The sequence below is a fragment of the Planococcus beijingensis genome (genome assembly GCF_016820615.1).
GTDB lineage: Bacteria > Bacillota > Bacilli > Bacillales_A > Planococcaceae > Planococcus > Planococcus notacanthi.
Window position 1 is genome coordinate 121,667 of the sequence record NZ_JADHDZ010000002.1, and the last position, 22,191, is coordinate 143,857.

A 22,191-nucleotide genomic window follows, 5' to 3' on the forward strand; every position below is an offset into this window, starting at 1 on the left:
CACTATGAGAGTAGTTCTGCAACGTTCCAAAAAAGCATCAGTGACAGTCGAAGGCGATATAACCGGAGCCATCAGTTCCGGATATGTGCTGCTCGTCGGCATCACTCATGAAGATACAGAAAAAGACGCTGAATATCTGGCCGGCAAAATTGCGCAACTTCGCCTGTTTGAAGACGAAGAAGGCAAAATGAACCGGTCGATCCTCGACAACGGCGGCGAGATCCTGTCGATCTCCCAGTTCACGCTTTACGGCAACGTCAAAAAAGGGCGCCGGCCAAGTTTTACGTCGGCTGCGCGCCCGGAAACGGCTGAACCGCTTTGGCAGGCCTTTAACGACGCTTTGCGCCACCAAGGCCTCGTAGTCGAAACTGGCGTCTTCGGCGCTATGATGGACGTCCAATTGGTCAATGATGGCCCGGTGACGATTTTAGTGGAGTCTAAATAGAAAAATGTTGAGAAGTACGGGCGAAATGGCCTGTGCTTCTTTTTTTCGCTTGAATATAGGCGAATCCTGGGATATACGCATGGATTGTGGCCGGATACGCTCGCTTTTTAAGAAATACGCACGTTCATAGGAAAATGCGCACGTTCAACAGATTTTGCGCACGTTCAACAAGAAATACGCACGCAACGCAAAAATGCGCACAAAAAAAGCGCGGAGAAAAATTCTCCGCGCTTTTTTATCCCGCTTTTCTTCAGTGGAGGATGAAGAATCCCACTAATTAAAGTCTCTCTTTATTCGCCTAATTGGGCATCGAAATAATTGATGACGCCGGTGTAGAGGCCAAGCGCCGCTTGTTCTCTGAATTGATCGGTAGTCAGGACGCGTTCTTCGTTGAAGTTGCTCAGGAAGCCAAGTTCGACAAGAACGGCGGGCTGCCGGTTTTCACGGAGAACCAGGTAGTTGCCGCGTTGGACGCCCCGGTCATGCAAAGTCAATTTACCGCCAAGACCGGCATTCAGGTATTCGGCCAATTCTTTTTGGTAATCCTGCTGGTAATATGAGGTGAATCCAGAAATACTGCTGTCTTCAGTGGAATCGTAATGGATGCTGATAAAAGCATCTGCTCCAGCTTGGTGGCTTCCAGCTACACGTTTGCGGAGATCCACGTAGGTATCGGATTGCCGCGTCATGACGACTTCAGCACCTGCCGCGTTCAAATGGTGGGACAGGATTTCAGCTGTTTTCAGCGTCAATTCTTTTTCTTCTGTTTTGCGGACGCCGACTGTGCCGCCGTCATTTCCGCCATGCCCCGGATCAAGCACGATGGTGACGCCGTTCAACGTGCCTTTTTTGCGGTCAGGCACGTCTTTTTGTTCTTTTTCAACAATTGCTTCTTCTGCTGATACAACCCATTCAGCCACAAAGGCTTTTTGGCCATCCGGCAATGAAACGTGGTACCATTCGCCTTGTTTATCGATCACCGCTAATTCGTCGCCGGCATTCGCGCGGCTGGCAACTTCGGATGCAGTCGTTGCCTCAGTCCGCAGATTCGTGCCGTCGGTTAGGATTGTGACAGACTCATTGGTGTCACTTGTTACCGTTTCTGCGGTCTGATCGGACAATTGGCCATGAAATGCATAGACCCATCCGTTTTTGTCTTTGGCCAATTGGATCTCAACCCAATTGCCTGCCATGGAAACGACAGGGAAAACTTCGCCTTTATTGACCGTCTGTTGAATCTTCGAGCTGAGGTCGGGTTTCGAGCGGACATTTAATGCACTGACAGCAATTTCAAAAGAGGCGACTTTGGAAAGTGCATCTTTTTTCTCTTCCGGCTTTTCTTCGTCAGCCGGCTGCTCTTTTTTCGCTGCTTCGTCGGTGACATTCAAATACTGTTTGGACACGAACCCTCGTGTGTTGCGGAAGTCGATTTCAACCCAGTCACCGGCTGTGCTGATCACTTGGGCTTCGTGGCCGGCATTCATTTTCGTCAATACGGCCGCCGAGAGATCAGCCTGCGCACGGACATTCAAGCCATTGACGGATGAAACGGCTGTCTGGCCGGCGGCTGTCTGTTCCTCGCCTTCGCCGGTCGTTAGCCAAGAAGCGATCCAGCCTTCTTTGCCATCAACCTGAACTTCCAGCCAGTCACCTTCTTTTGAAAGGACAGAAGCGGTCTGCCCCTGTTCCAAATCACCGGTTACGCTGTAAGACAGGCCAGGGCCTGAGCGGATATTGACAGTTGTGCCGGTAATTTCGACAGAGCCATTGTCAGCGGATACATGGCCGTGGTTAAGTGGCGGAAAGCTGCCGGCTATGAATAAAAAGAATAATATAAGTACGATTAACCATTTGTGCCTCATTCAATACCTCCTAAACAAAGTTCTCTACAATAGTATCAAAAAACTGACGCCTTGTGTCAAAAAGGTTGACAAGCCTCCAGTGAGTTATTAAGATTGATTTATCCCGCTTTACCGGGCAGTAAGACTCCCACTTAAAAAAGATGGAGATCCACTGCCCGTAACAGTCCGATTGAGGCCGACAGGATGTCGGTTACATAGGCGTTGCCGCAGGATGCGGCGTTCTTAGCCTATGTTCCGCTTTTCTTCAGTGCGGGATAAAGAATCCTCACTGAGTGAAGTTTCTCTTTATTATACTTATATATTTGCTGACGACGAAGAAAGTAATTGCATGATTTGGCTGAAAAGAGAAGGAAAGTCTTGGGCTGTAAACTTTCCTGCAGACAACTGCGATGAAAAACACTTTCGAGGCTTTTTTCTGAAAAGCGCATGCCGCCTATTAGGGAAAAACGGAACCGGCCGTTACCCGGAATGAGAGGATGCATCATTTTGCATCAACTAGGGTGGAACCGCGGAAGCTAATACAGGCTCTCGTCCCTTGCGTAAAGCAAGGGGCGGGAGCTTTTTTGTATGGAAAAACAGAGGAGTGAAAACATGGCTAATATTCAAGCACCACGCGGCACTTACGATGTGCTGCCCGACCAATCCGCCAAATGGCAGGAAGTAGAACAAAAAATCAATGATTTGTGCAGGCTCTACCAATACAAGGAAATCCGCACACCGATTTTTGAACACACGGAATTATTCCAGCGCGGTGTCGGCGACACGACGGATATTGTCCAAAAGGAAATGTATACTTTCCAGGACCGCGGCGACCGCTCACTGACGCTGCGTCCGGAAGGCACAGCTTCAGTTGTCCGTTCATACGTGGAAAATAAATTATTCGGCATGCCGGACCAGCCGGTAAAATTATTCTATACCGGCCCGATGTTCCGCTACGAACGTCCGCAGGCAGGCCGCATGCGCCAATTCGTTCAATTCGGTGTAGAAGCGATCGGCTCGAAAGACCCGGCTATCGATGCGGAAGTCATTTCACTCGCAATGGACCTTTACCGTTCTGTCGGTCTGAAACAATTGCGTCTGGTCATCAATTCGCTTGGTGACACGGAAAGCCGTGTGGCGCACAAAGAGGCATTGATCAAGCACTTTGAACCAAGCATCAATGAATTCTGCGGTGACTGCCAAACACGCCTTGAGAAAAACCCTTTGCGCATCCTTGATTGCAAAGTGGACCGCAACCACCCGTTGATGGCTACTGCGCCGTCACTGGCTGATTATTTAAATGAAGAATCGCAGGCTTATTTCGATGAAGTGCAATCGTATCTGTCGAGCATGGACATCGACTTCGTAGTCGATCCCAACTTGGTGCGCGGCCTTGATTACTATAACCACACCGCCTTTGAAATCATGAGCGATGCAGAAGGTTTTGGCGCCATTACGACTTTGGCGGGCGGGGGACGCTATAACGGCCTTGTCGAAGATCTTGGCGGACCGGAATCTCCGGGGATCGGTTTTGCGATGAGCATCGAGCGCTTATTATTGGCGCTTGAAATGGAAAAAGTGGAAATCGGCCAATCCAATAACTTGGAAGTCTACGTCGTAGCGATGGACGAGTCGACGAAGAAAAAAGCTTTTTCAGTCGTTCGCGATCTGCGGATGAACGGCATTTCAGCGGATATGGATTTCACAGGCCGCAAAGTGAAAGCGCAGATGAAATCTGCAGACCGCAAAGGCGCCGGATTTGTCATTGTCATTGGCGAAACGGAGCTGGAAAGCGGAAAAGTGGCATTGAAAGAAATGGCGACGGGTGAACAACAGGAAATGGCATTCGAAGAAATCGCTGGAACCATATTGAAAAAGAAATCACTGGAGGAATAGACATGTCAAGAACGCATTATTGTGGGGAAGTCAACGAAACTGTTATTGGACAACGTGTTACATTAAAAGGATGGGTACAAAAACGCCGGGACCTTGGCGGTTTGATCTTTGTCGACGTCCGTGACCGTTCAGGAATTGTCCAAGTGGTCTTCAATCCGGAAATTTCAACAGAAGCTGCTGCAATCGGTGAATCCCTGCGGAACGAATTCGTAGTCCACATCGACGGCTTAGTCGTGGCACGGTCAGAAGGCCAGATCAACGCAGCGATGAAGACCGGGAAAATTGAAGTGCAGGTGGATCACGCAGCCATCATCAATGCAGCGAAAAACCCGCCGTTCGCCATCGACGACAATAACGATGTCAATGAAGATCTGCGCTTGAAATACCGTTATTTGGACTTGCGCCGTCCGGCGATGTACGAAACGTTCAAAATGCGTTCAGACGTCACCAAATCGATCCGCCGCTTCTTGGATGAAGAAGGTTTCATTGAAGTCGAAACACCAATTTTGACGAAATCGACTCCTGAAGGCGCACGTGATTACCTGGTGCCGAGCCGTGTCCATGACGGGGAATTCTACGCCTTGCCGCAATCGCCGCAGCTTTTCAAGCAAATGCTGATGGTTTCCGGATTCGATAAATATTACCAGATTGCCCGTTGTTTCCGTGACGAAGATCTGCGTGCTGACCGCCAGCCGGAATTCACGCAAATCGATATGGAAATGAGTTTCCAGACGATGGAAGACATTATCGGAATGAATGAACGTTTAATGGTGCAAATGATGAAAGACGTCAAAAATATCGACATCGAACCGACTTTCCAGCGCATGAGCTACACAGAAGCGATGGACCGCTTTGGTTCTGATAAACCGGATGTCCGCTTCGGCCTGGAATTGGTCGATGTATCGGATTTGGTAAAAGATTCAGCATTCAAGGTTTTCACTGGTGCAATTGAAAATGGCGGCCAAGTGAAGCTGATCAACGTTAAAGGGCAAGCTGCCAATTATTCACGCAAAGACATCGATGCACTGGGTGCATTCGCTGCAGTTTACGGAGCAAAAGGATTAGCTTGGCTGAAAGTTGAAGAAGAAGGCGTCAAAGGGCCGATTGCAAAATTCTTCGAAGGCGAAGCAGCAACTGCTTTGACCGAACGTGCAGAAGCGGAAGCAGGGGATTTATTGCTGTTTGTAGCTGATAAGAAAACGGTGGTCGCAGATGCGCTTGGCGCTCTTCGCTTGAAGTTCGGCAAAGAACTTGGCCTGATCGACAACTCGATCTACAAATTCCTTTGGATTACGGACTGGCCGCTATTGGAATACGATGACAAAGACGGCCGCTATTATGCAGCCCATCATCCTTTCACAATGCCATTCGAAGAAGACTTGGAAAAATTGGCGACAGAACCGCAAAATGTCCGTGCACAAGCCTACGATCTTGTGTTGAACGGCTATGAATTGGGTGGGGGATCTTCGCGTATTTACCGCCGCGAAATTCAGGAGCAAATGTTTGAAGTACTGGGCTTCAGCAAAGAAGAAGCCAATGCGCAATTCGGTTTCCTTATGGAAGCTTTCGAATACGGAACGCCTCCGCATGGCGGGATTGCATTCGGCCTCGACCGTCTTGTGATGCTTCTTGCAGGACGCACAAACTTGCGCGACACCATTGCTTTCCCGAAAACAGCTAGCGCCAGTGATTTGCTGACGGATGCGCCGAGCCCGGTTTCAGGTGCACAGCTTGATGAATTGAGCCTATCGTTGAACATTCAGAATAATAAAAAAGTATCAGAGTAAAAAGCTTGTCTAAATAAAAAAGGTGTGCTAACATACGTTTATAGAGAATCCTGATGTGTTCGTTTTAAGCAATTCGATTTTGACCCAACATTATGTCGTCGGGAGATCGGATTTCACCATGGCTAACATGCCTTAACGGGAAGTTATAAGTGGTGAAGAGGTCACCCACCTGCTTTCAGCGGGTTCAAACGATGCGCACCAACAAAGACGGCACGATTGGGATTCCTAATTAAAAAATCATTTTTATCCCTCCGGCAATTAATTGTCGGAGGGATTTTTATTGTGTATAATTCCTATTATGCGTATCAACTTTGAAAGGCAGTGGCTTAATGTTACACCAATTCTCCAGAAATGAATTAGCAGTAGGAAAAGAAGGAATCGATTTATTGAAAAACGCGACAGTCGCCATTCTTGGCATCGGAGGCGTAGGCTCATTTGCAGCAGAAGCATGCGCACGCAGCGGCGTCGGCACCATCATCCTGGTGGATAAAGACAATGTTGACATCACCAACATCAATCGCCAGTTGGTCGCCAATCTGTCCACTGTTGGGCAGTCAAAAGCAGGTGTCATGAAAGACCGCATTGCGGACATCAACACTGAATGCAAAGTAATTTCCTTGCATATGTTCTATACCGAAGAAACGTATGAGGAATTCTTCAGCTATAATCCGGACTATGTAATTGATGCCTCCGATACAATGATCTACAAAGTCCACTTGATGGAAGAATGCTATAAGCGCGGCATCAAAATCATCGCAAGCATGGGAGCGGCCAATAAAACCGACCCAACACGCTTCAAAATTGCGGATATTTCCAAGACACATACCGACCCACTTGCGAAAATCATCCGCAAGAAGCTGCGCCAAGCTGGAATCTACAAAGGCATTCCAGTTATCTTTTCGGATGAAAGCCCGATCATCGTCCGCGAAGATGTCGTAGAAAATGTCGGCAAGCCCGATGCAGCCATCCGCAAAGCGCAGATGCCGCCGTCCTCAAATGCCTTCACGCCATCGACAGTCGGCTTGATTGCAGCGAGCTGGGTAGTCAACGACATCACAAAGTCCATTCCCATCACGCGTGTCCGCATGAACTGACCAGCCGCCGGCTCTTAACCTTGAGCCGGCTTTTCTGTGCTGTTTTAAAGATTCCAGACAGAGAAAAAGCCATTTCCAACGAAGGAAATGGCTTTGCTAAGAAAACATCATTTTTTATTTTTCCGGAAACTCTTCAGTTTTTCATAGATCCCGGCAAATTTCTTTTCTTCACCGGCAATGACCGGTTTGTAGAACTCTGCCGATTTTACTTCTTTCGGCAAATAGTCCTGATCGACCCAGCCCCCAAACGAACCGATCGGAGAGTCGTGAGGATAGCGGTAGCCGCCGTGCCCAAGTTCCGCACTGCCTGCGTAATGGGTATCACGCAGATGCAGCGGGATGTCGCCAACTTGGCCTTTGTTGATGGCTGCAGTGGCAGCATCGATTGCTTTGTAAGCTGAATTGGATTTTTCGGACAAACACATTTCTGCTACAGCTTGGGCGAGCGGGATGCGCGCTTCAGGAAGGCCGAGCCGGTCTGCAGCCTGGCAAGCTGCCAGCACGTGTCCGCCGACTGCCGGATTGGCTAGCCCAATGTCTTCGTAGGCCATGACCAATAAGCGACGTGTGACTGCCGTCAAATCTCCGTTTTCCAGCAGATGCGCCAAATAATACATAGCGGCATTGACATCGCTGCCGCGAACGGATTTTTGGAGGGCAGACAGCAGGTTGAAGAAGTGGGATCCTTTTTTGTCGCCGAATACGCCGACGCGCTTGATCATCTGTTCGACCATCTGGTCTTCCACGATGTATTTGCCATCGCGTTCATCAGAAGCGATGACGATCGACTCTAGCATCGTCAATGCTTTGCGTGCATCTCCGTTGGTGCCTTCTGCGATGCGTTCGACTTGTTTTGCAGAAATGGCGATTTCTTCACTGCCAAGGCCGCGCTTGGTGTCGGTCAAAGCCGCATTCAAGAGCTGAACGATATCTTCCTGCGTTAATCGCTTCAGCTGTTTGATTTCACCACAGCGAGAGCGGATTGCGGGGTTGACATCATGGAATGGGTTTTCCGTTGTCGCACCGATGAGGACGATCGATCCACTTTCGACATGCGGAAGCAAAGCATCTTGCTGGAGTTTGTTGAAACGATGGATTTCATCCAAAAACAGCAAGACTTTCCCGGTCATCCGTGACTCGGTCACCACCTCTTCGACATCTTTCTTGCCGGAAGTGGTGGCATTCAAGGCGATGAACGGCAAATTGGATGTGCCTGCGATCGCGTGGGCGATGGAGGTCTTGCCGATTCCGGGTTCACCGTATAGCAGCATAGACGGCACGTGGCCGTTGCTGATCATTTTATAAAGAGCCGTATGCGGTCCGATAACATCTTTTTGTCCGACCACTTCGTCGATGGTGCGGGGGCGCATACGGAAAGCTAAAGGTTCGTTGTGCATAAGAAAACTCCTTCCGTACATTCGTTCTATCAGTATAGCGTTTGAAGTTTCAAAAGTCATTGCAAGTCCATTCGGCCCAATTTATGCTATACTGTTTTGAAGAATATCGGTGTTTGTTTAGCATGGATCAGTTATTTATTATTAGCATTATTCTGCTAATTTCATACTTTAAATCGGCTGTGCTTTTGCAGGATTACTGGTGGCACAACTGTTTTGCTTCATTTCTTGACCGGCTAATTATAAATTCAATTTATTAAACTCAGAGGTGCAATGATGAAAATATCAACCAAAGGCCGTTACGGTCTGACCATAATGATCGAATTAGGAAAACAATACGGGGAAGGCCCGCTTCCGCTGCGCAAGATTGCTGCAGAAAATGATTTATCGGAAGCCTACCTGGAACAGCTCGTCGGACCACTCCGCAACTCGGGACTTGTGAAAAGTGTCCGCGGAGCATATGGCGGTTATATGTTGACCCGCCATCCTCGGGAGATTTCTGCAGGAGATGTCATTCGTGTCCTGGAAGGGCCGATACAGCCGGTCGAAGGCATTGAAGACGAGAAACAGCCCCAGCGCGAGCTATGGGTGCGCATCCGTGATGCAGTGAAAAATGTACTCGATACAACGACTATTGAAGATTTGGCCAAAGCCAATAACGGTGAAACTGAAAGTTATATGTATTATATATAAGGGAGTTAGCAAATCATGAATCGAATTTATCTAGACCATGCAGCGACTTCTCCGATGCATCCTGAAGTGGTCTCCACTTTTTCAGAAGCACTTGGAACGGTCTATGGCAATCCGTCGAGCATACACGGGACCGGAAGAGCCGCCCGCAAGGCATTGGACGACGCCCGCAAATTACTGGCTGACAGCATCCACGCTGATGACACAGAGATCATTTTCACCAGCGGCGGAACCGAAGCGGACAATTTGGCGGTTTTCGGCACTGCTGCCAAAAAAAGCGGCAAACACATCATCACGACAGTGATCGAACATCATGCAGTTCTGCATGCTTGTGAGAAATTGGAACGGGAAGGCTACGACATTACTTATCTGGCGGTTGATGAAAATGGCCAGGTCCAAGCAGAAGACGTGAAAAATGCGTTGCGTGACGATACAATTCTAGTGTCGGTGATGCTGGGCAACAATGAAGTCGGCACCATTCAGCCGGTCGCTGAAATCGGTGAACTGCTGAAAGGGACAGGCATTACGTTCCACACGGATGCTGTCCAGGCATATGGTGTGCTGCCGATTGATGTTGAGAAATTGAACGTCGATTTATTGTCCGTATCCGCACACAAGCTGAATGGACCGAAAGGCGTCGGTTTTCTATACCAGCGTAAAGGAACAGCGGTAAGTCCATTGTTGTATGGCGGAGAACAGGAACGCAAACGCCGTGCAGGAACAGAAAACGTACCGGCAATTTCCGCATTTGCCAAAGCTGCAGAAATTTCATTGTCGACGATGGAAGAGAAAACTGCGGCATATGAGTACTACAAAACCATCTTCAAATCCGCATTGAATCAGCAAGGCATTGATTACAAGGAAAACGGCAGCAATCAACTGCCGCATATTTTAAATCTCAGCATTCCAGGCATCGAGATCGAATCGTTTCTGGTCAATCTGGATTTAGCGGGAATTTCAGCTTCAAGCGGGTCCGCCTGCACAGCCGGGTCAATTGATCCTTCCCATGTGCTCGTGGCCATGTACGGTGAACAAGCTGCTGAAATCCGCAATTCCATCCGATTCAGTTTCGGATTCGGATTGGCGCCTGAGGATATTGAACAAGCTGCTGCAAAGACAGCTCAAATCAGCCAGCGTTTGGCGTTAAAATGAAAAGGTGAGAGATAATGACTGCAAAAGCACCACAAGATACACGTGTTGTCGTCGGCATGTCCGGAGGGGTCGACTCTTCGGTTGCCGCTTATTTATTGAAAGAACAGGGTTATGATGTCATTGGCATCTTCATGAAGAACTGGGATGACACCGATGAAAACGGCGTCTGTACAGCGACGGAAGATTACGAAGATGTTATCCGTGTCTGCAACCAGATTGGCATTCCGTATTATGCCGTCAATTTTGAAAAGCAGTACTGGGATAAGGTTTTCACATATTTCCTGGAAGAGTACAAAGCAGGGCGTACACCGAATCCTGATGTCATGTGCAACAAGGAAATCAAATTTAAAGCATTCCTTGAACACGCTTTGAGCCTGGGTGCAGATTATTTGGCGACCGGCCATTACGCACAGGTAGAACACGCGGCAAACGGGGAAACAAAAATGCTGCGCGGCAAAGACAACAACAAAGACCAGACGTATTTCCTGAACCAATTGGATCAAAGCCAATTGTCTAAAGTGATGTTCCCGATCGGCCATATGGAAAAGAAAAAGGTCCGTGAAATCGCATTGGAAGCTGGACTTGCAACAGCAACGAAAAAAGATTCCACAGGCATCTGTTTCATTGGCGAACGCAATTTCAAGGAATTCCTTGGGCAATACTTGCCGGCTCAACCCGGCCAGATGGAGACGTTGGAAGGCGTCAAAATGGGCACGCATGACGGTTTGATGTATTACACGATCGGCCAACGGCAAGGGCTTGGCATCGGCGGCGCCGGCGACCCTTGGTTCGTCATCGGTAAAGATTTGAAAAAGAATGTTTTATACGTTGGGCAAAATATCCATCACGATGCTCTATTCTCGGATAGCCTGACTGCAGTAAACTTAAGCTTCACGTCAAATACAGCACCGACCGGCATTTTGGAGTGCACAGCGAAATTCCGCTACCGCCAACAGGATGTCGGCGTTACAGTGGAATTTAAAGGCGAGGAAGCCATCGTGACATTTGCAGAACCGGTCCGTGCCATTACACCAGGACAAGCCGTTGTTTTTTATGACGGCGAAGAATGTCTGGGCGGCGGAACCATCGACCGTGTCTTTAAAAATGGTGCGCGTTTGGAATATGTAGGGTAATGGGAGAGACAGCGATGAATTACAACGAAATCGGCATACAGGCTTTACAGGAAGGCAACACGGAAGAAGCGATCAAAGCTTTTACACAAGCGATTGAAGAGCAGCCGGATAATCCGCTTGGCTACATCAACTTTGGCCATGTGTTGACTTCCATGGACGAAATCGACCGTGCAGAACGCTTTTTCCAAAAAGCAATCACGCTTTCTGAAACCTCGGCGACGGCTTATTACGGCCTCGCCAATCTTTATTTCAATTCAGAGCGTTACGAAGAAGCATTGAAGTTATACGAAAAAGCGCTGCAATACGAATTGGAAGGCGCAGATGCGCATTTCATGATCGGCAAATGCTTCGAAAAGCTGGAGCAGCCTAAATTGGCGCTGCCTTATCTGCAGCGTGCAGTAGAGCTGGATGAAGGCGATGTCCAGGCTCGCTTGAGCTATGGCATCACTCTGGCATCATTGGAATTGTTCGAGCTGGCAGAACCGCAATTTCTACAGGTGCTTGAACAGGATCCGAACCACTCGGACGCCCATTATAACCTGGGTGTTCTTTATGCGGTTTCCACCAACCGCACGGAAGATGCCATGCATCACCTGAAACATGCATATACACTTGATGACCGCAATGAAATGGCGCGCTACGCGTACGATATGATCGCAACAACACTGGAATAGCCACGTGAAAAGGAGACGACAGAAATGACCGGACAAATCGATTTATTTCAAGAAGAAAAACAGTTTGTATTAGGGCGTCCTGTCGTCTCGATTTTTCACAATCCCCAAAATTTATTCTCCATCGCGAAAGTGAAAATCCAGGAAACCAACACCCCTTATACCGAAAAAGAAATCATCGTATCGGGCTATTTCCCGATGCTGACCATGGAAGAGCAATACCGGTTTACCGGCGTGGTGAAAAACCACCCGCGATACGGCGTCCAGTTCCAGGTGGAAACCTTCACCAAGGAAGTGCCCGAAACTGAACAAGGCATTATCCATTATCTGTCGAGTGATATGTTCAATGGCATCGGCCGCAAGACGGCTGAAACCATCGTCAAAAAACTTGGCAAAGACGCCATTAAAAAGATTTTGGAAGATCCGGATGCATTGGACAAAGTGCCGCGTCTGTCGGACGATAAAAAAGACACGATCCGTGCGACGCTGCAGATGAATCTCGGACTTGAGCGCGTTATGATCCAGCTCAACGACTGGGGATTTGGCCCGCAAATCGGGATGCGGATCTACCAGGCTTACCGTGAAGAAACCATTGATATTTTGACGAAAAACCCTTTCCAGCTGATCGAAGAAATCGAAGGCATCGGTTTCCAGCGTGCCGATGAACTGGGAATGAAACTCGGCATCACCGGCGCCCACCCCGACCGCATCAAAGCATCTATCCTGCATATCCTTAACCAGGCATCCTTGTCGGATGGGCATGTTTATGTCGATGCTAAAACCTTGATCCCAATGGTTAAAGAAATGCTTGAATCGCGCCAGCAGGCAGAAATTCCGATTGATGCGATCTCCAAAGCGGCCATCGAATTGAACGAAGAAGGCAAAGTCGCAGGGGAAGAAACGCGGCTCTATTTGCCATCGCTTTATTATTCGGAAGTGGGCATTGCGACCAAACTGGAAACCTTGCTGGCAGAGCAGGAAACCCGCACGAAATTCCCGAGTTCAGAAGTCCGCAAAGCACTCGGAGAAGCGGAAGAGCGGCTGGGCGTCAATTACGCTGAAACGCAGGTGGATGCCATTGAAAACAGCATCAACTCATCGGTCATGATTCTGACGGGCGGCCCGGGTACCGGCAAGACGACCGTAGTCCGCGGATTGGTTGAAATCTACGCAGAGCTGCATGGTTTATCTCTGGATCCAAAAGAGTACGCCAAGAAAAAAGAACCATTTCCAATCATCCTGGCAGCACCGACAGGACGGGCGGCCAAACGCTTGAGCGAATCGACCGATTTGCCGGCGATGACCATCCACCGCTTGTTGGGTTTTAACGGACAGGAAAAAGACGAAGAAACCGAAAAGGAAATCGAAGGCAAATTGATCATCATCGACGAAATGTCCATGGTCGACACTTGGCTTGCGCACCAGCTCCTGAAAGCCGTTCCGGAAGATGCCCAATTGATTTTTGTCGGGGACCAAGACCAATTGCCGCCGGTAGGACCGGGGCAAGTGCTGCGGGACCTGCTTGAATCAAAACGGATTCCTACGGTGGAATTGACCGAGATTTACCGCCAGTCTTCAGGATCTTCCATCATCGAGCTGGCGCACCAAATGAAAAAAGGCAAATTGCCGGAAGACATTACCGCGAAAACAGCAGACCGCTCATTCATCAAAGCGGGAGCGGATCAAATTCCATCAGTGGTTGAAAAAGTCGTGAAAAGTGCCTTGTCGAAAGGCCATTCAATCAAGGATATCCAAGTGCTGGCGCCGATGTATAAAGGACCGGCAGGAATCGATGCCTTGAACCGGCTGATCCAGGAAATGGTCAATCCGAATGCCGACGGCAAACGCAAAGAACTGGTATTCGGCGACATCACCTACCGCATCGGCGACAAAATCCTGCAGCTGGTCAACCAGCCGGAAAGCAACGTCTTCAATGGCGACATGGGCGAAGTTGTAGCCATTCTCAAAGCGAAAGAAACAGTCGAAAAGCAGGACATGCTGGTGGCGTCATTCGATGGCATCGAAGTGACCTACGAACGCAGCGACCTGAACCAGCTGACGTTGGCCTATTGCTGCTCGATCCATAAATCGCAAGGGTCGGAGTTCCCGACCGTCATCATGCCGGTTGTCCGCGGCTATATGAAAATGCTGCGTCGCAACCTACTTTACACCGGCATCACCCGCAGCAGGGATTTTCTGATCCTGTGCGGAGACCCTAGCGTTTTCCGTTACGGTGTTGAACGGACGGATGACATGCAGCGGATGACTACCTTGAAAAACCGTCTGGCAGTTGCAGCAGAAGAACCGAAAACCGAACAGCAAACCATGAAAAAAGCCGAAGCCGTCCAGAGCGGACCGGTCAGCCTGACCACGGAAAACGTCCACGCCATCCACCCGATGATCGGCATGGAGGGCATCACACCACAGAAATTCATGGAAGCTTGATGTAGTAAATTGCAAAGATAGATTGCGATGTTGCTATTTCTCAAAACTGCTTAGCTATTCCGCGGGAGCAGCGGAGAAATTGATTGCTTCTGCATAGCGAAGCCAGCTTTGTCTGAATAATATTGATTGATCTATATTGGTCGGTATCTTCCTGTGGAATTGGTACAAGCTAAAGAACATGGATAGAACCTAGCGAACTGAGCGGTTCAAGATGTACACGTAAAAAGTTTGTTTTTTCATACCGGTTGCTTGGGCGCTAACCCGCGGAAAGCGAGCGCCGAAACGGAAAGCAACCACTCCAATTGGGAAGATTTTTGATTCATGTTCAAAAACATCCGCCTGAAGCGATTTCTTCACCCTTCTATTGACATCACTCCAGGCTTTTTCTATAATTCAAATTAGACTGATAGACAAACACATTGATGGAGACAGTATAAAATCGCATCCGGACAGAAACAGGGCCCCAGGCTGAAAGGCCCCGACGAGATTTGATTTTAGAAAGCTACTCCGGAGTGCAGCTAATCCCTGCCGTTGAACCGCGTTAAGGTGTTCGAGAGACATGAAGCTTCCGGCTTTGTGTAACTAGGGTGGTACCGCGAAATAAAGCCTTCGTCCCTTTTTTGGGATGAGGGCTTTTTATATTGTTGAGGAGGAAAAAAAGATGAAAAACTTGAAAGCTGAAGACATCAGACAAATGTATATTGATTTCTTTAAAGAAAAAGGCCATGACCAGGAACCGAGCGCACCGCTTGTGCCGTTTGAAGATCCGTCCCTATTGTGGATCAACAGCGGCGTGGCGACATTGAAGAAATATTTCGACGGCCGCGTCATTCCTGAGAATCCACGGATCGTCAATGCGCAAAAATCAATCCGGACGAACGATATCGAAAACGTCGGCAAAACAGCACGCCACCATACATTCTTTGAGATGCTCGGCAATTTCTCCATCGGTGAATACTTTAAAACCGAAGCGATCCACTGGGCGTGGGAATTCCTGACTGATGACAAATGGATTGGTTTCGATCCGGAGAAATTATCCGTAACGATCCATCCGGAAGATGAAGAAGCATATGGCATTTGGTTGAATGAAGTCGGCGTTCCTGCTGAACGCATCATCCGCCTGGAAGGCAACTTCTGGGACATCGGCGAAGGCCCGAGTGGCCCGAACTCGGAAATTTTCTACGACCGCGGTGAGAGCTATGGCAATGATTTGAATGACCCTGAATTGTATCCAGGGGGCGAAAATGATCGCTATTTGGAAATCTGGAATTTGGTTTTCTCTCAGTTCAACCACAATCCCGACCATACGTACACACCGCTTCCGAAACAGAACATCGATACAGGAATGGGCTTGGAACGCATCACTTCCGTTGTCCAAGACGTACCGACAAACTATGACACGGATCTGTTCATTCCGATTATCCAGAAAACCGAAGAAATTTCAGGTAAGAAATATGGCCAAGATGCCGATATGGATATGGCTTTCAAAGTAATCGCTGACCACATCCGCACCGTGGCATTTGCAATCGGGGACGGAGCGCTTCCGTCGAATGAAGGCCGTGGCTATGTATTGCGCCGCTTGCTGCGCCGTGCTGTACGCTATGCGAAAAAGCTGGGCGTCGAGAAACCGTTCTTGTTTGAACTGGTTCCAGTGGTCGGGGACATCATGAAAAACTTCTACCCGGAAGTCAGCGACAAACAGGACTTTATTATCCGCGTCATGAAGCTTGAAGAAGAACGTTTCCACGAAACGTTGCATGATGGCTTGGCTATATTATCGTCCGTTGTAGAAAAACAAAAAGCGGCTGGCCAGACGGAAATTCCAGGCGAAGACGCATTCCGTTTGTATGACACTTATGGCTTCCCTGTGGAGCTTACAGAAGAATATGCGGAAGAGGAAGGCATGGCGATTGACCATAAGGGATTCGAAGCAGCGATGCAGGCACAGCGTGACCGTGCAAGAAATGCGCGTCAAAATGTCAATTCAATGCAGACGCAATCGGAAGTATTGGGCAATATTAAAGACAACAGTGAATTTATCGGCTATAGCCAAACGGTAGCCGATGCGCAAGTGCTGTTTATCATTAAAGATGGCGAATTGGCAGAAAGTGCCCACGAAGGGGAAGAAGTTCAAGTTATCCTGGACCAGACGCCATTCTATGCGGAAAGCGGCGGGCAGATTGCAGACCACGGGACATTGAGCAACGATTTGGTTCAAGCAGCTGTACTGGATGTCAAAAAAGCGCCGAATGGCCAGAATCTTCATTCTGTACGAGTTGAAACCGGTGAATTGACGAAATCCACTGTCCACGCACAAGTCGATGCTTCAGAGCGCCGCCACACGGTCAAGAATCATACAGCGACGCATCTTCTGCATCAAGCACTAAAAGATGTTCTAGGCACGCATGTTAACCAGGCAGGATCTTACGTAGGGCCAGACCGTCTGCGTTTCGACTTCTCGCATTTCGGCCAGGTGACGACAGAAGAATTGGAGACGATCGAAAAAATCGTCAATGAAAAAGTCTGGGAAGGCATTGCCGTCCAGACCGGCTACCATAATTTGCAGGAAGCAAAAGAAATGGGTGCGATGGCTTTATTCGGCGAGAAATACGGAGATGTTGTCCGTGTCGTTGAAATTGGCGGGTACTCACTTGAACTATGCGGCGGTGTCCATGTAACGAATACATCGGAAATCGGTTTGTTCAAAATTGTTTCAGAAGGCGGCATCGGCGCCGGCATCCGCAGAATTGAAGCTGTTACAGGAAAAGGCGCTTACGAAAGTTTGAAAGACAGTGAACATATCTTGGAACAGGCATCCGGCCTCCTGAAATCATCTCCAAAAGACATGGTCCAAAAAGTCCAGTCTGTCCAAGCGGAAATGAAATCGCTGCAGCGTGAAAACGAATCGCTGCTTGCAAAAATTTCCAATGCCCAATCTGCCGGCATTCTAGACAGCGCGCAAAAAGTAGGCGATATTACTGTCCTCTCTGTTAAAGTTGAAGCGAAGGATAATAACCAGCTGCGCCAGATGATGGATGACCTGAAAACGAAAATCGATAAAGCGGTGATCGTTCTTGGGGCAACAGATGGAGAAAAAGTCATGCTGGCGGCAGGTGTTACGAAAGATTTAGCCGGTGGGGAATATCACGCTGGCCAAATCGTCAAACATGTGGCAGAACTGTGCGGCGGCAAAGGCGGCGGACGTCCGGATATGGCAATGGCAGGCGCCAAAGATCCTGGAAAATTGGACGCGGCGCTCGAATCAGTCTATAGCTTAGTGAAATAGGTTTAATAAATCGACGCTATCGGTTATAATGGAAATCAGACAGCAGGAGTAAGTATTCCTATTCAAAATCCGAAAGCGAGGTGCTTGTCGTGAGTTCATTTGATCGAACTATGAAATTCGATTCTTCTGATGAGTCGATGGAGCAAGATGTGAAGCAAGTGATGCTTCAAGTCCATGCTGCACTTGAAGAAAAAGGCTATAACCCGATCAATCAGATTGTCGGATATTTATTATCAGGTGATCCGGCTTATATTCCTCGCCATCAGGATGCGCGAAATATGATTCGCAAACTGGAACGGGATGAAATTCTGGAAGAGCTTGTAAAGTTCTATATTAAAAAGAATAACGGGGAATAATCATGCGTATAATGGGACTTGATGTCGGATCGAAGACAGTCGGCGTCGCAATCAGCGACCCGATGGGCTGGACAGCTCAAGGAATCGAAACCGTCAAAATAAATGAAGCGATCGAAGAATTCGGAATGGCCCGCCTTGGCGAGCTGATCAAGCAATATGAAGTGACCGAAGCGGTCGTCGGCTACCCGAAAAACATGAATAACTCTATCGGGCCGCGCGCTGAAGCTTCCGAAAGATTTGCAGCTTTGCTGAAAGAAGCGTATAGTATACCGGTGGTCCTATGGGATGAACGGCTTACGACGTCGGCAGCAGAAAAGATGTTGATCTCCGCGGACGTCAGCCGCAAAAATCGCAAAAAAGTGATCGACAAGATGGCGGCAGTCATGATTTTGCAAGGCTATCTTGATTTTAAAAAATGATGAGGTGACACAAATGGAACACGGACAAGAGCACATTACAGTCGTGGACGAAAACGGCAACGAACAATTATTTGAAGTATTGTTCACATTTGAATCAGAAGACTTCGGAAAATCATATGTTTTGTATTTCCCGGTAGGCGCTGAAGAAGATGAAGAAGGCGAAATTGAAATTCATGCATCTTCCTTCACGGAAAACCCTGAATCAGACGAAACTGTTGGCGGCGGAGAACTTCGCCCGGTTGAAACTGATGAAGAGTGGGACATGATCGAAGAGATGTTGAATACGTTCCTTGACGAAGAAGAAGAAAACGAAGAACTATAAAAGTGGAAGGGACGGAATTGTTTGCTGATTCCGTCTTTTTCTTTTGTGCACTTTTCTTGTATACTGATAGAAGTTGAGAGAATTAAATCAACTTTTGCAGAAGAGAAAAGCTGGGGGGGGAACCCGTGGAGAAACCGTCAAAAAAAGAGATCATGTTTGAACGCATGAAAGAAAAAAAGAAGGAAGTGAGAGTCGTCCGACGCATCGTCTTAATAGTCGCGCTGATCCTATTGGTCATCATCGGAATCGCAGGCTTTCAAACCTACAATTACATCACGAACGGCCTGGAACCGGTTGATCCGGATTCTGAAGAAGTGGTTACTGTCGAAGTTCCAATCGGTTCGAGTCTGGACAGTATTGCAGCATTGCTTGAAGAAAACGGCATTATCGAAGATGCCCGCATCTACAAATATTACGTTAAATTCAACAATGAATCCGAATTTCAGGCAGGGACATACGACTTGTTGCCATCCATGACATTGGATGAAATTACGGAAAGCCTGAAAAGCGGAAAAGTCTACCGCGAGCCGTTATTCACCATCAATGTTCCGGAAGGTTTGACTGTAGAAGAAATTGCTGAAAATGTCATCGCGAAGAAAACATCGTTTACGGCAGAAGAGTTCTTGGAGAAAATTCAGGATCCTGCTTACATCGAAGAACTGATGGTCAAATACCCCGATCTGCTGACGGATGAGATTTTGAATGAAGACATCCGCTATGCGTTGGAAGGTTATTTGTTCCCAGCAACTTATCCGATCTACGATGAAGACCCATCGCTGACGCTGATTATTGAGCAAATGCTCGATACGACACAAGCAAATGTCATGCAATACCAAAGCGTTTTGGAAGAACAAGGCGAGACCCCACATTGGCTTCTGACATTCGCTTCCCTACTGGAAGAAGAGGCAACGGCTCAATCAGACCGCCAGACCATCGCCAGCGTATTCTATAACCGACTGAACGATGACATGCCATTGCAGACGGATCCAACGGTCATTTATGCGATGGGCGAACACAAGGATCGTCTCTTCAATACAGATTATGAGTTTGAACATCCATTCAGTACTTACAAGAATAAAGGACTGCCGCCTGGACCGATTGCAAATGCTGGAGGTTCTTCGATTGAAGCGGTGTTGGATCCCGCTGAAACCGAATATTTCTATTTCTTGGCTGATTCTACAGGTACGAATCATTTTGCCAAGACCTATGAAGAACATTTGGCCAACCGGGATGAACATATCGGTAAGTAAAGCCATCGAGAAGGAAGCGCCCTCGCTTTCCTTCTCTTTTTATGGTAAGATTTGAAGTAATTTTTGCTTAGCCGAAAAGGAGCTTTCCAGTATGGTGAACAATCAATTATCAACGACGCTTAAAGCGGTTCAAGCTTATGCAGCGGCACATCATGTGCCGATTATGGAAGATCAGGGAATCCGGGAGCTGGTGGATTTACTGAAAGCACAACAACCCGAACGGATTTTGGAAATCGGTTCAGCCATTGGATTTTCAGCAATTAAAATGGCTGAGGCACTGCCGGAATGTACAGTGGATACGGTTGAACGGGATGCTTCCCGCTATGAAAAAGCGGTTGAATTTATTGCGCAATCAGGTTTCGGGGAACAGATCCGCATTTATCATGCAGATGCATTGGAACTTGCCTTATCGGAACTGAAACCACAGTATGACGCTATTTTTATCGATGCCGCCAAAGGCCAGTATGAACGCTTTTTCGACAAGTACGAAAGCTTATTGGCAACAGGCGGAATTATATATTGCGATAACATGGCGATGCATGGACTCTCTGACATTCCACTGTCCGAAGTTCCCAGAAGAAAACGTACAATGATCCGTAATCTTGCATCATTTAAAGAACATATGCTCCATCACCCTGCTTATGACACGCAATTATTGTCAGTGGGCGATGGCATTATGATTTGCAAAAAGAAATGAACACACTAAAAACGAGGTTTGCAAGGAGCTAAACAACATGTCTAAGAATCGGCCGGTCGTTATTGGGATCGCAGGGGGTTCGGGCTCGGGGAAAACGAGTGTCACGAACTCCATTTATGAAGTATTTAAAGAAAACTCAGTGGTGGTAATCGAACAGGACTATTATTACAAAGACCAAAGCCATTTGGCCTTCCAAGAACGCCTGGAAACAAACTATGATCATCCATTGGCATTTGATACAGATCTGCTGATTGAACACATCAATGATTTGCTTGAACGCAGACCAATCGAAAAGCCGGTCTATAATTACGCTTTGCACACCCGTGCAGAAGAAACGGTGCTAATTGACCCAAAAGATGTTATCATACTGGAAGGCATTTTAGTGCTTGAAGATTCACGCCTGCGCGATTTGATGGACATCAAGCTGTTTGTCGACACGGATGGCGATTTGCGGATCATTCGCCGTTTGTTGCGCGATATCAATGAACGCGGCCGTACCATCGATTCCGTCATCGAGCAATATTTGACGGTTGTCCGCCCAATGCACAACCAATTTATCGAGCCGACAAAACGTTATGCAGATGTAATTATTCCAGAAGGCGGGCAAAACGAAGTGGCGATTGATTTAATGGTCACAAAAATCAAAACTATTCTTGAATAGATTGTTAAACTATAATATGATGAGACCAGACTGACGGTTGCACCTATGCATCCAGGTCAGCAGTTGAAGGAGTGGAAAGAATGGCTAACGAAAAACAATTTCCAATGACAGCTGCAGGAAAGCAGAAGTTGGAAGACGAACTGGATTTCTTAAAAACGGTAAAAAGAAAAGAAGTAGTGGAACGGATTAAAGTAGCCCGCAGTTTCGGAGATTTGTCCGAGAACTCAGAGTATGATTCTGCGAAAGAAGATCAGGCTTTTGTAGAAGGCCGTATTTCGACGCTTGAATCGATGATCCGTAACGCCGTTATCATAAATGAAAACGAATCAAATAAGGATATCGTTCGTTTGGGGACGACTGTGACATTTATAGAAGTTCCAGATGGCGATAAAGAATCTTATACAATCGTCGGATCAGCAGAAGCGGATCCTTTAGAAGGCCGCATTTCTAATGATTCTCCTATTGCGAAAAGCATGATCGGCCGCACAATTGGTGAAAATGTGAAAGTATTGACGCCTGGCGGAGAAATGGAAATCAAAATTCTTTCTATCACGTGATGGAAGCGGCCATTCTGCATGCAGGATGGCCGTTTTTCATTAACTTTACCCGATATGAAACGAAATTATCGTTGAAACGTCAAATTTGTCATGAA

At 47.8% G+C, this 22,191-nt stretch carries 18 protein-coding genes, 1 other RNA gene, 1 pseudogene and 1 other annotated feature; of the genes and pseudogenes, 18 read left to right on the forward strand and 2 right to left on the reverse strand.

Annotation, left to right across the window (positions count from 1 at the left end):
* Positions 1-4: 4 nt before the first annotated feature.
* Positions 5-445 carry a D-aminoacyl-tRNA deacylase gene (dtd, locus tag IRE19_RS06790; RefSeq protein ID WP_203339791.1) on the forward strand — a complete coding sequence of 147 codons (441 nt, stop codon included), beginning with the start codon at positions 5-7 and terminating at the stop codon, positions 443-445.
* Positions 446-735: 290 nt separating this feature from the next.
* Here dtd and IRE19_RS06795 read toward each other — a convergent pair whose 3' ends face one another.
* Positions 736-2,307 (reverse strand): N-acetylmuramoyl-L-alanine amidase family protein, encoded by a 1,572-nt coding sequence (locus IRE19_RS06795; protein ID WP_203339792.1) that lies wholly within the window; start codon positions 2,305-2,307, stop codon positions 736-738.
* Between the two features lie 299 nt (positions 2,308-2,606).
* Positions 2,607-2,846: a binding site (T-box leader), on the forward strand.
* A gap of 52 nt (positions 2,847-2,898) precedes the next feature.
* Here IRE19_RS06795 and hisS point away from each other — a divergent pair.
* The 4 genes from hisS (at position 2,899) to IRE19_RS06815 (ending at position 7,063) form a co-directional block, all read left to right on the forward strand.
* The gene (gene hisS / locus IRE19_RS06800; protein ID WP_203339793.1) at positions 2,899-4,182 is read left to right on the forward strand and encodes a histidine--tRNA ligase; all 1,284 of its coding nucleotides are present in this window, start codon (positions 2,899-2,901) and stop codon (positions 4,180-4,182) included.
* 2 nt (positions 4,183-4,184) lie between these two features.
* Positions 4,185-5,969, forward strand: coding sequence for an aspartate--tRNA ligase (gene aspS, locus IRE19_RS06805; protein ID WP_191715937.1), 1,785 nt, complete (start codon positions 4,185-4,187; stop codon positions 5,967-5,969).
* 44 nt (positions 5,970-6,013) lie between these two features.
* A non-coding RNA gene (gene ssrS / locus IRE19_RS06810) (6S RNA) lies at positions 6,014-6,196 on the forward strand.
* A 102-nt stretch (positions 6,197-6,298) separates the two neighbouring features.
* The gene (locus tag IRE19_RS06815) at positions 6,299-7,063 is read left to right on the forward strand and encodes a tRNA threonylcarbamoyladenosine dehydratase (protein ID WP_191715936.1); all 765 of its coding nucleotides are present in this window, start codon (positions 6,299-6,301) and stop codon (positions 7,061-7,063) included.
* A 107-nt stretch (positions 7,064-7,170) separates the two neighbouring features.
* On the opposite strand, the gene IRE19_RS06820 is transcribed toward IRE19_RS06815, so the two are convergent.
* Positions 7,171-8,460, reverse strand: coding sequence for a replication-associated recombination protein A (locus IRE19_RS06820; protein WP_203339794.1), 1,290 nt, complete (start codon positions 8,458-8,460; stop codon positions 7,171-7,173).
* Between the two features lie 273 nt (positions 8,461-8,733).
* Here IRE19_RS06820 and cymR point away from each other — a divergent pair, with 273 nt between their 5' ends.
* The 13 genes and pseudogenes from cymR (at position 8,734) to greA (ending at position 22,096) form a co-directional block, all read left to right on the forward strand.
* Complete coding sequence (gene cymR, locus IRE19_RS06825) at positions 8,734-9,150, forward strand: cysteine metabolism transcriptional regulator CymR (RefSeq protein WP_191716070.1); 417 nt, start codon at positions 8,734-8,736, stop codon at positions 9,148-9,150.
* Between the two features lie 15 nt (positions 9,151-9,165).
* The gene (locus IRE19_RS06830) at positions 9,166-10,299 is read left to right on the forward strand and encodes a cysteine desulfurase family protein (RefSeq protein WP_203339795.1); all 1,134 of its coding nucleotides are present in this window, start codon (positions 9,166-9,168) and stop codon (positions 10,297-10,299) included.
* A gap of 14 nt (positions 10,300-10,313) precedes the next feature.
* Positions 10,314-11,432: a tRNA 2-thiouridine(34) synthase MnmA gene (mnmA, locus tag IRE19_RS06835; protein WP_203339796.1), complete on the forward strand. Its 1,119-nt coding sequence runs from the start codon at positions 10,314-10,316 to the stop codon at positions 11,430-11,432.
* A gap of 14 nt (positions 11,433-11,446) precedes the next feature.
* Complete coding sequence (locus tag IRE19_RS06840) at positions 11,447-12,106, forward strand: tetratricopeptide repeat protein (protein WP_203339797.1); 660 nt, start codon at positions 11,447-11,449, stop codon at positions 12,104-12,106.
* Positions 12,107-12,130: 24 nt separating this feature from the next.
* Positions 12,131-14,548 (forward strand): SF1B family DNA helicase RecD2, encoded by a 2,418-nt coding sequence (recD2, locus tag IRE19_RS06845; protein ID WP_203339798.1) that lies wholly within the window; start codon positions 12,131-12,133, stop codon positions 14,546-14,548.
* A gap of 661 nt (positions 14,549-15,209) precedes the next feature.
* Positions 15,210-17,834: an alanine--tRNA ligase gene (gene alaS / locus IRE19_RS06850; protein WP_203339799.1), complete on the forward strand. Its 2,625-nt coding sequence runs from the start codon at positions 15,210-15,212 to the stop codon at positions 17,832-17,834.
* Between the two features lie 89 nt (positions 17,835-17,923).
* Positions 17,924-18,190, forward strand: coding sequence for an IreB family regulatory phosphoprotein (locus IRE19_RS06855; protein ID WP_191715929.1), 267 nt, complete (start codon positions 17,924-17,926; stop codon positions 18,188-18,190).
* A gap of 2 nt (positions 18,191-18,192) precedes the next feature.
* Positions 18,193-18,609, forward strand: coding sequence for a Holliday junction resolvase RuvX (gene ruvX / locus IRE19_RS06860; protein WP_191715928.1), 417 nt, complete (start codon positions 18,193-18,195; stop codon positions 18,607-18,609).
* A 13-nt stretch (positions 18,610-18,622) separates the two neighbouring features.
* On the forward strand, positions 18,623-18,931 hold the full coding sequence (locus IRE19_RS06865; RefSeq protein WP_191715927.1) for a DUF1292 domain-containing protein: 309 nt from the start codon (positions 18,623-18,625) through the stop codon (positions 18,929-18,931).
* A gap of 125 nt (positions 18,932-19,056) precedes the next feature.
* Complete coding sequence (gene mltG, locus IRE19_RS06870) at positions 19,057-20,181, forward strand: endolytic transglycosylase MltG (protein WP_203339800.1); 1,125 nt, start codon at positions 19,057-19,059, stop codon at positions 20,179-20,181.
* 91 nt (positions 20,182-20,272) lie between these two features.
* Complete coding sequence (locus IRE19_RS06875) at positions 20,273-20,878, forward strand: O-methyltransferase (protein WP_203339801.1); 606 nt, start codon at positions 20,273-20,275, stop codon at positions 20,876-20,878.
* Positions 20,879-20,894: 16 nt separating this feature from the next.
* A pseudogene (udk, locus tag IRE19_RS06880) lies at positions 20,895-21,539 on the forward strand (uridine kinase); the annotation flags it as partial.
* Between the two features lie 80 nt (positions 21,540-21,619).
* On the forward strand, positions 21,620-22,096 hold the full coding sequence (greA, locus tag IRE19_RS06885; protein ID WP_203339803.1) for a transcription elongation factor GreA: 477 nt from the start codon (positions 21,620-21,622) through the stop codon (positions 22,094-22,096).
* Positions 22,097-22,191: the final 95 nt, after the last annotated feature.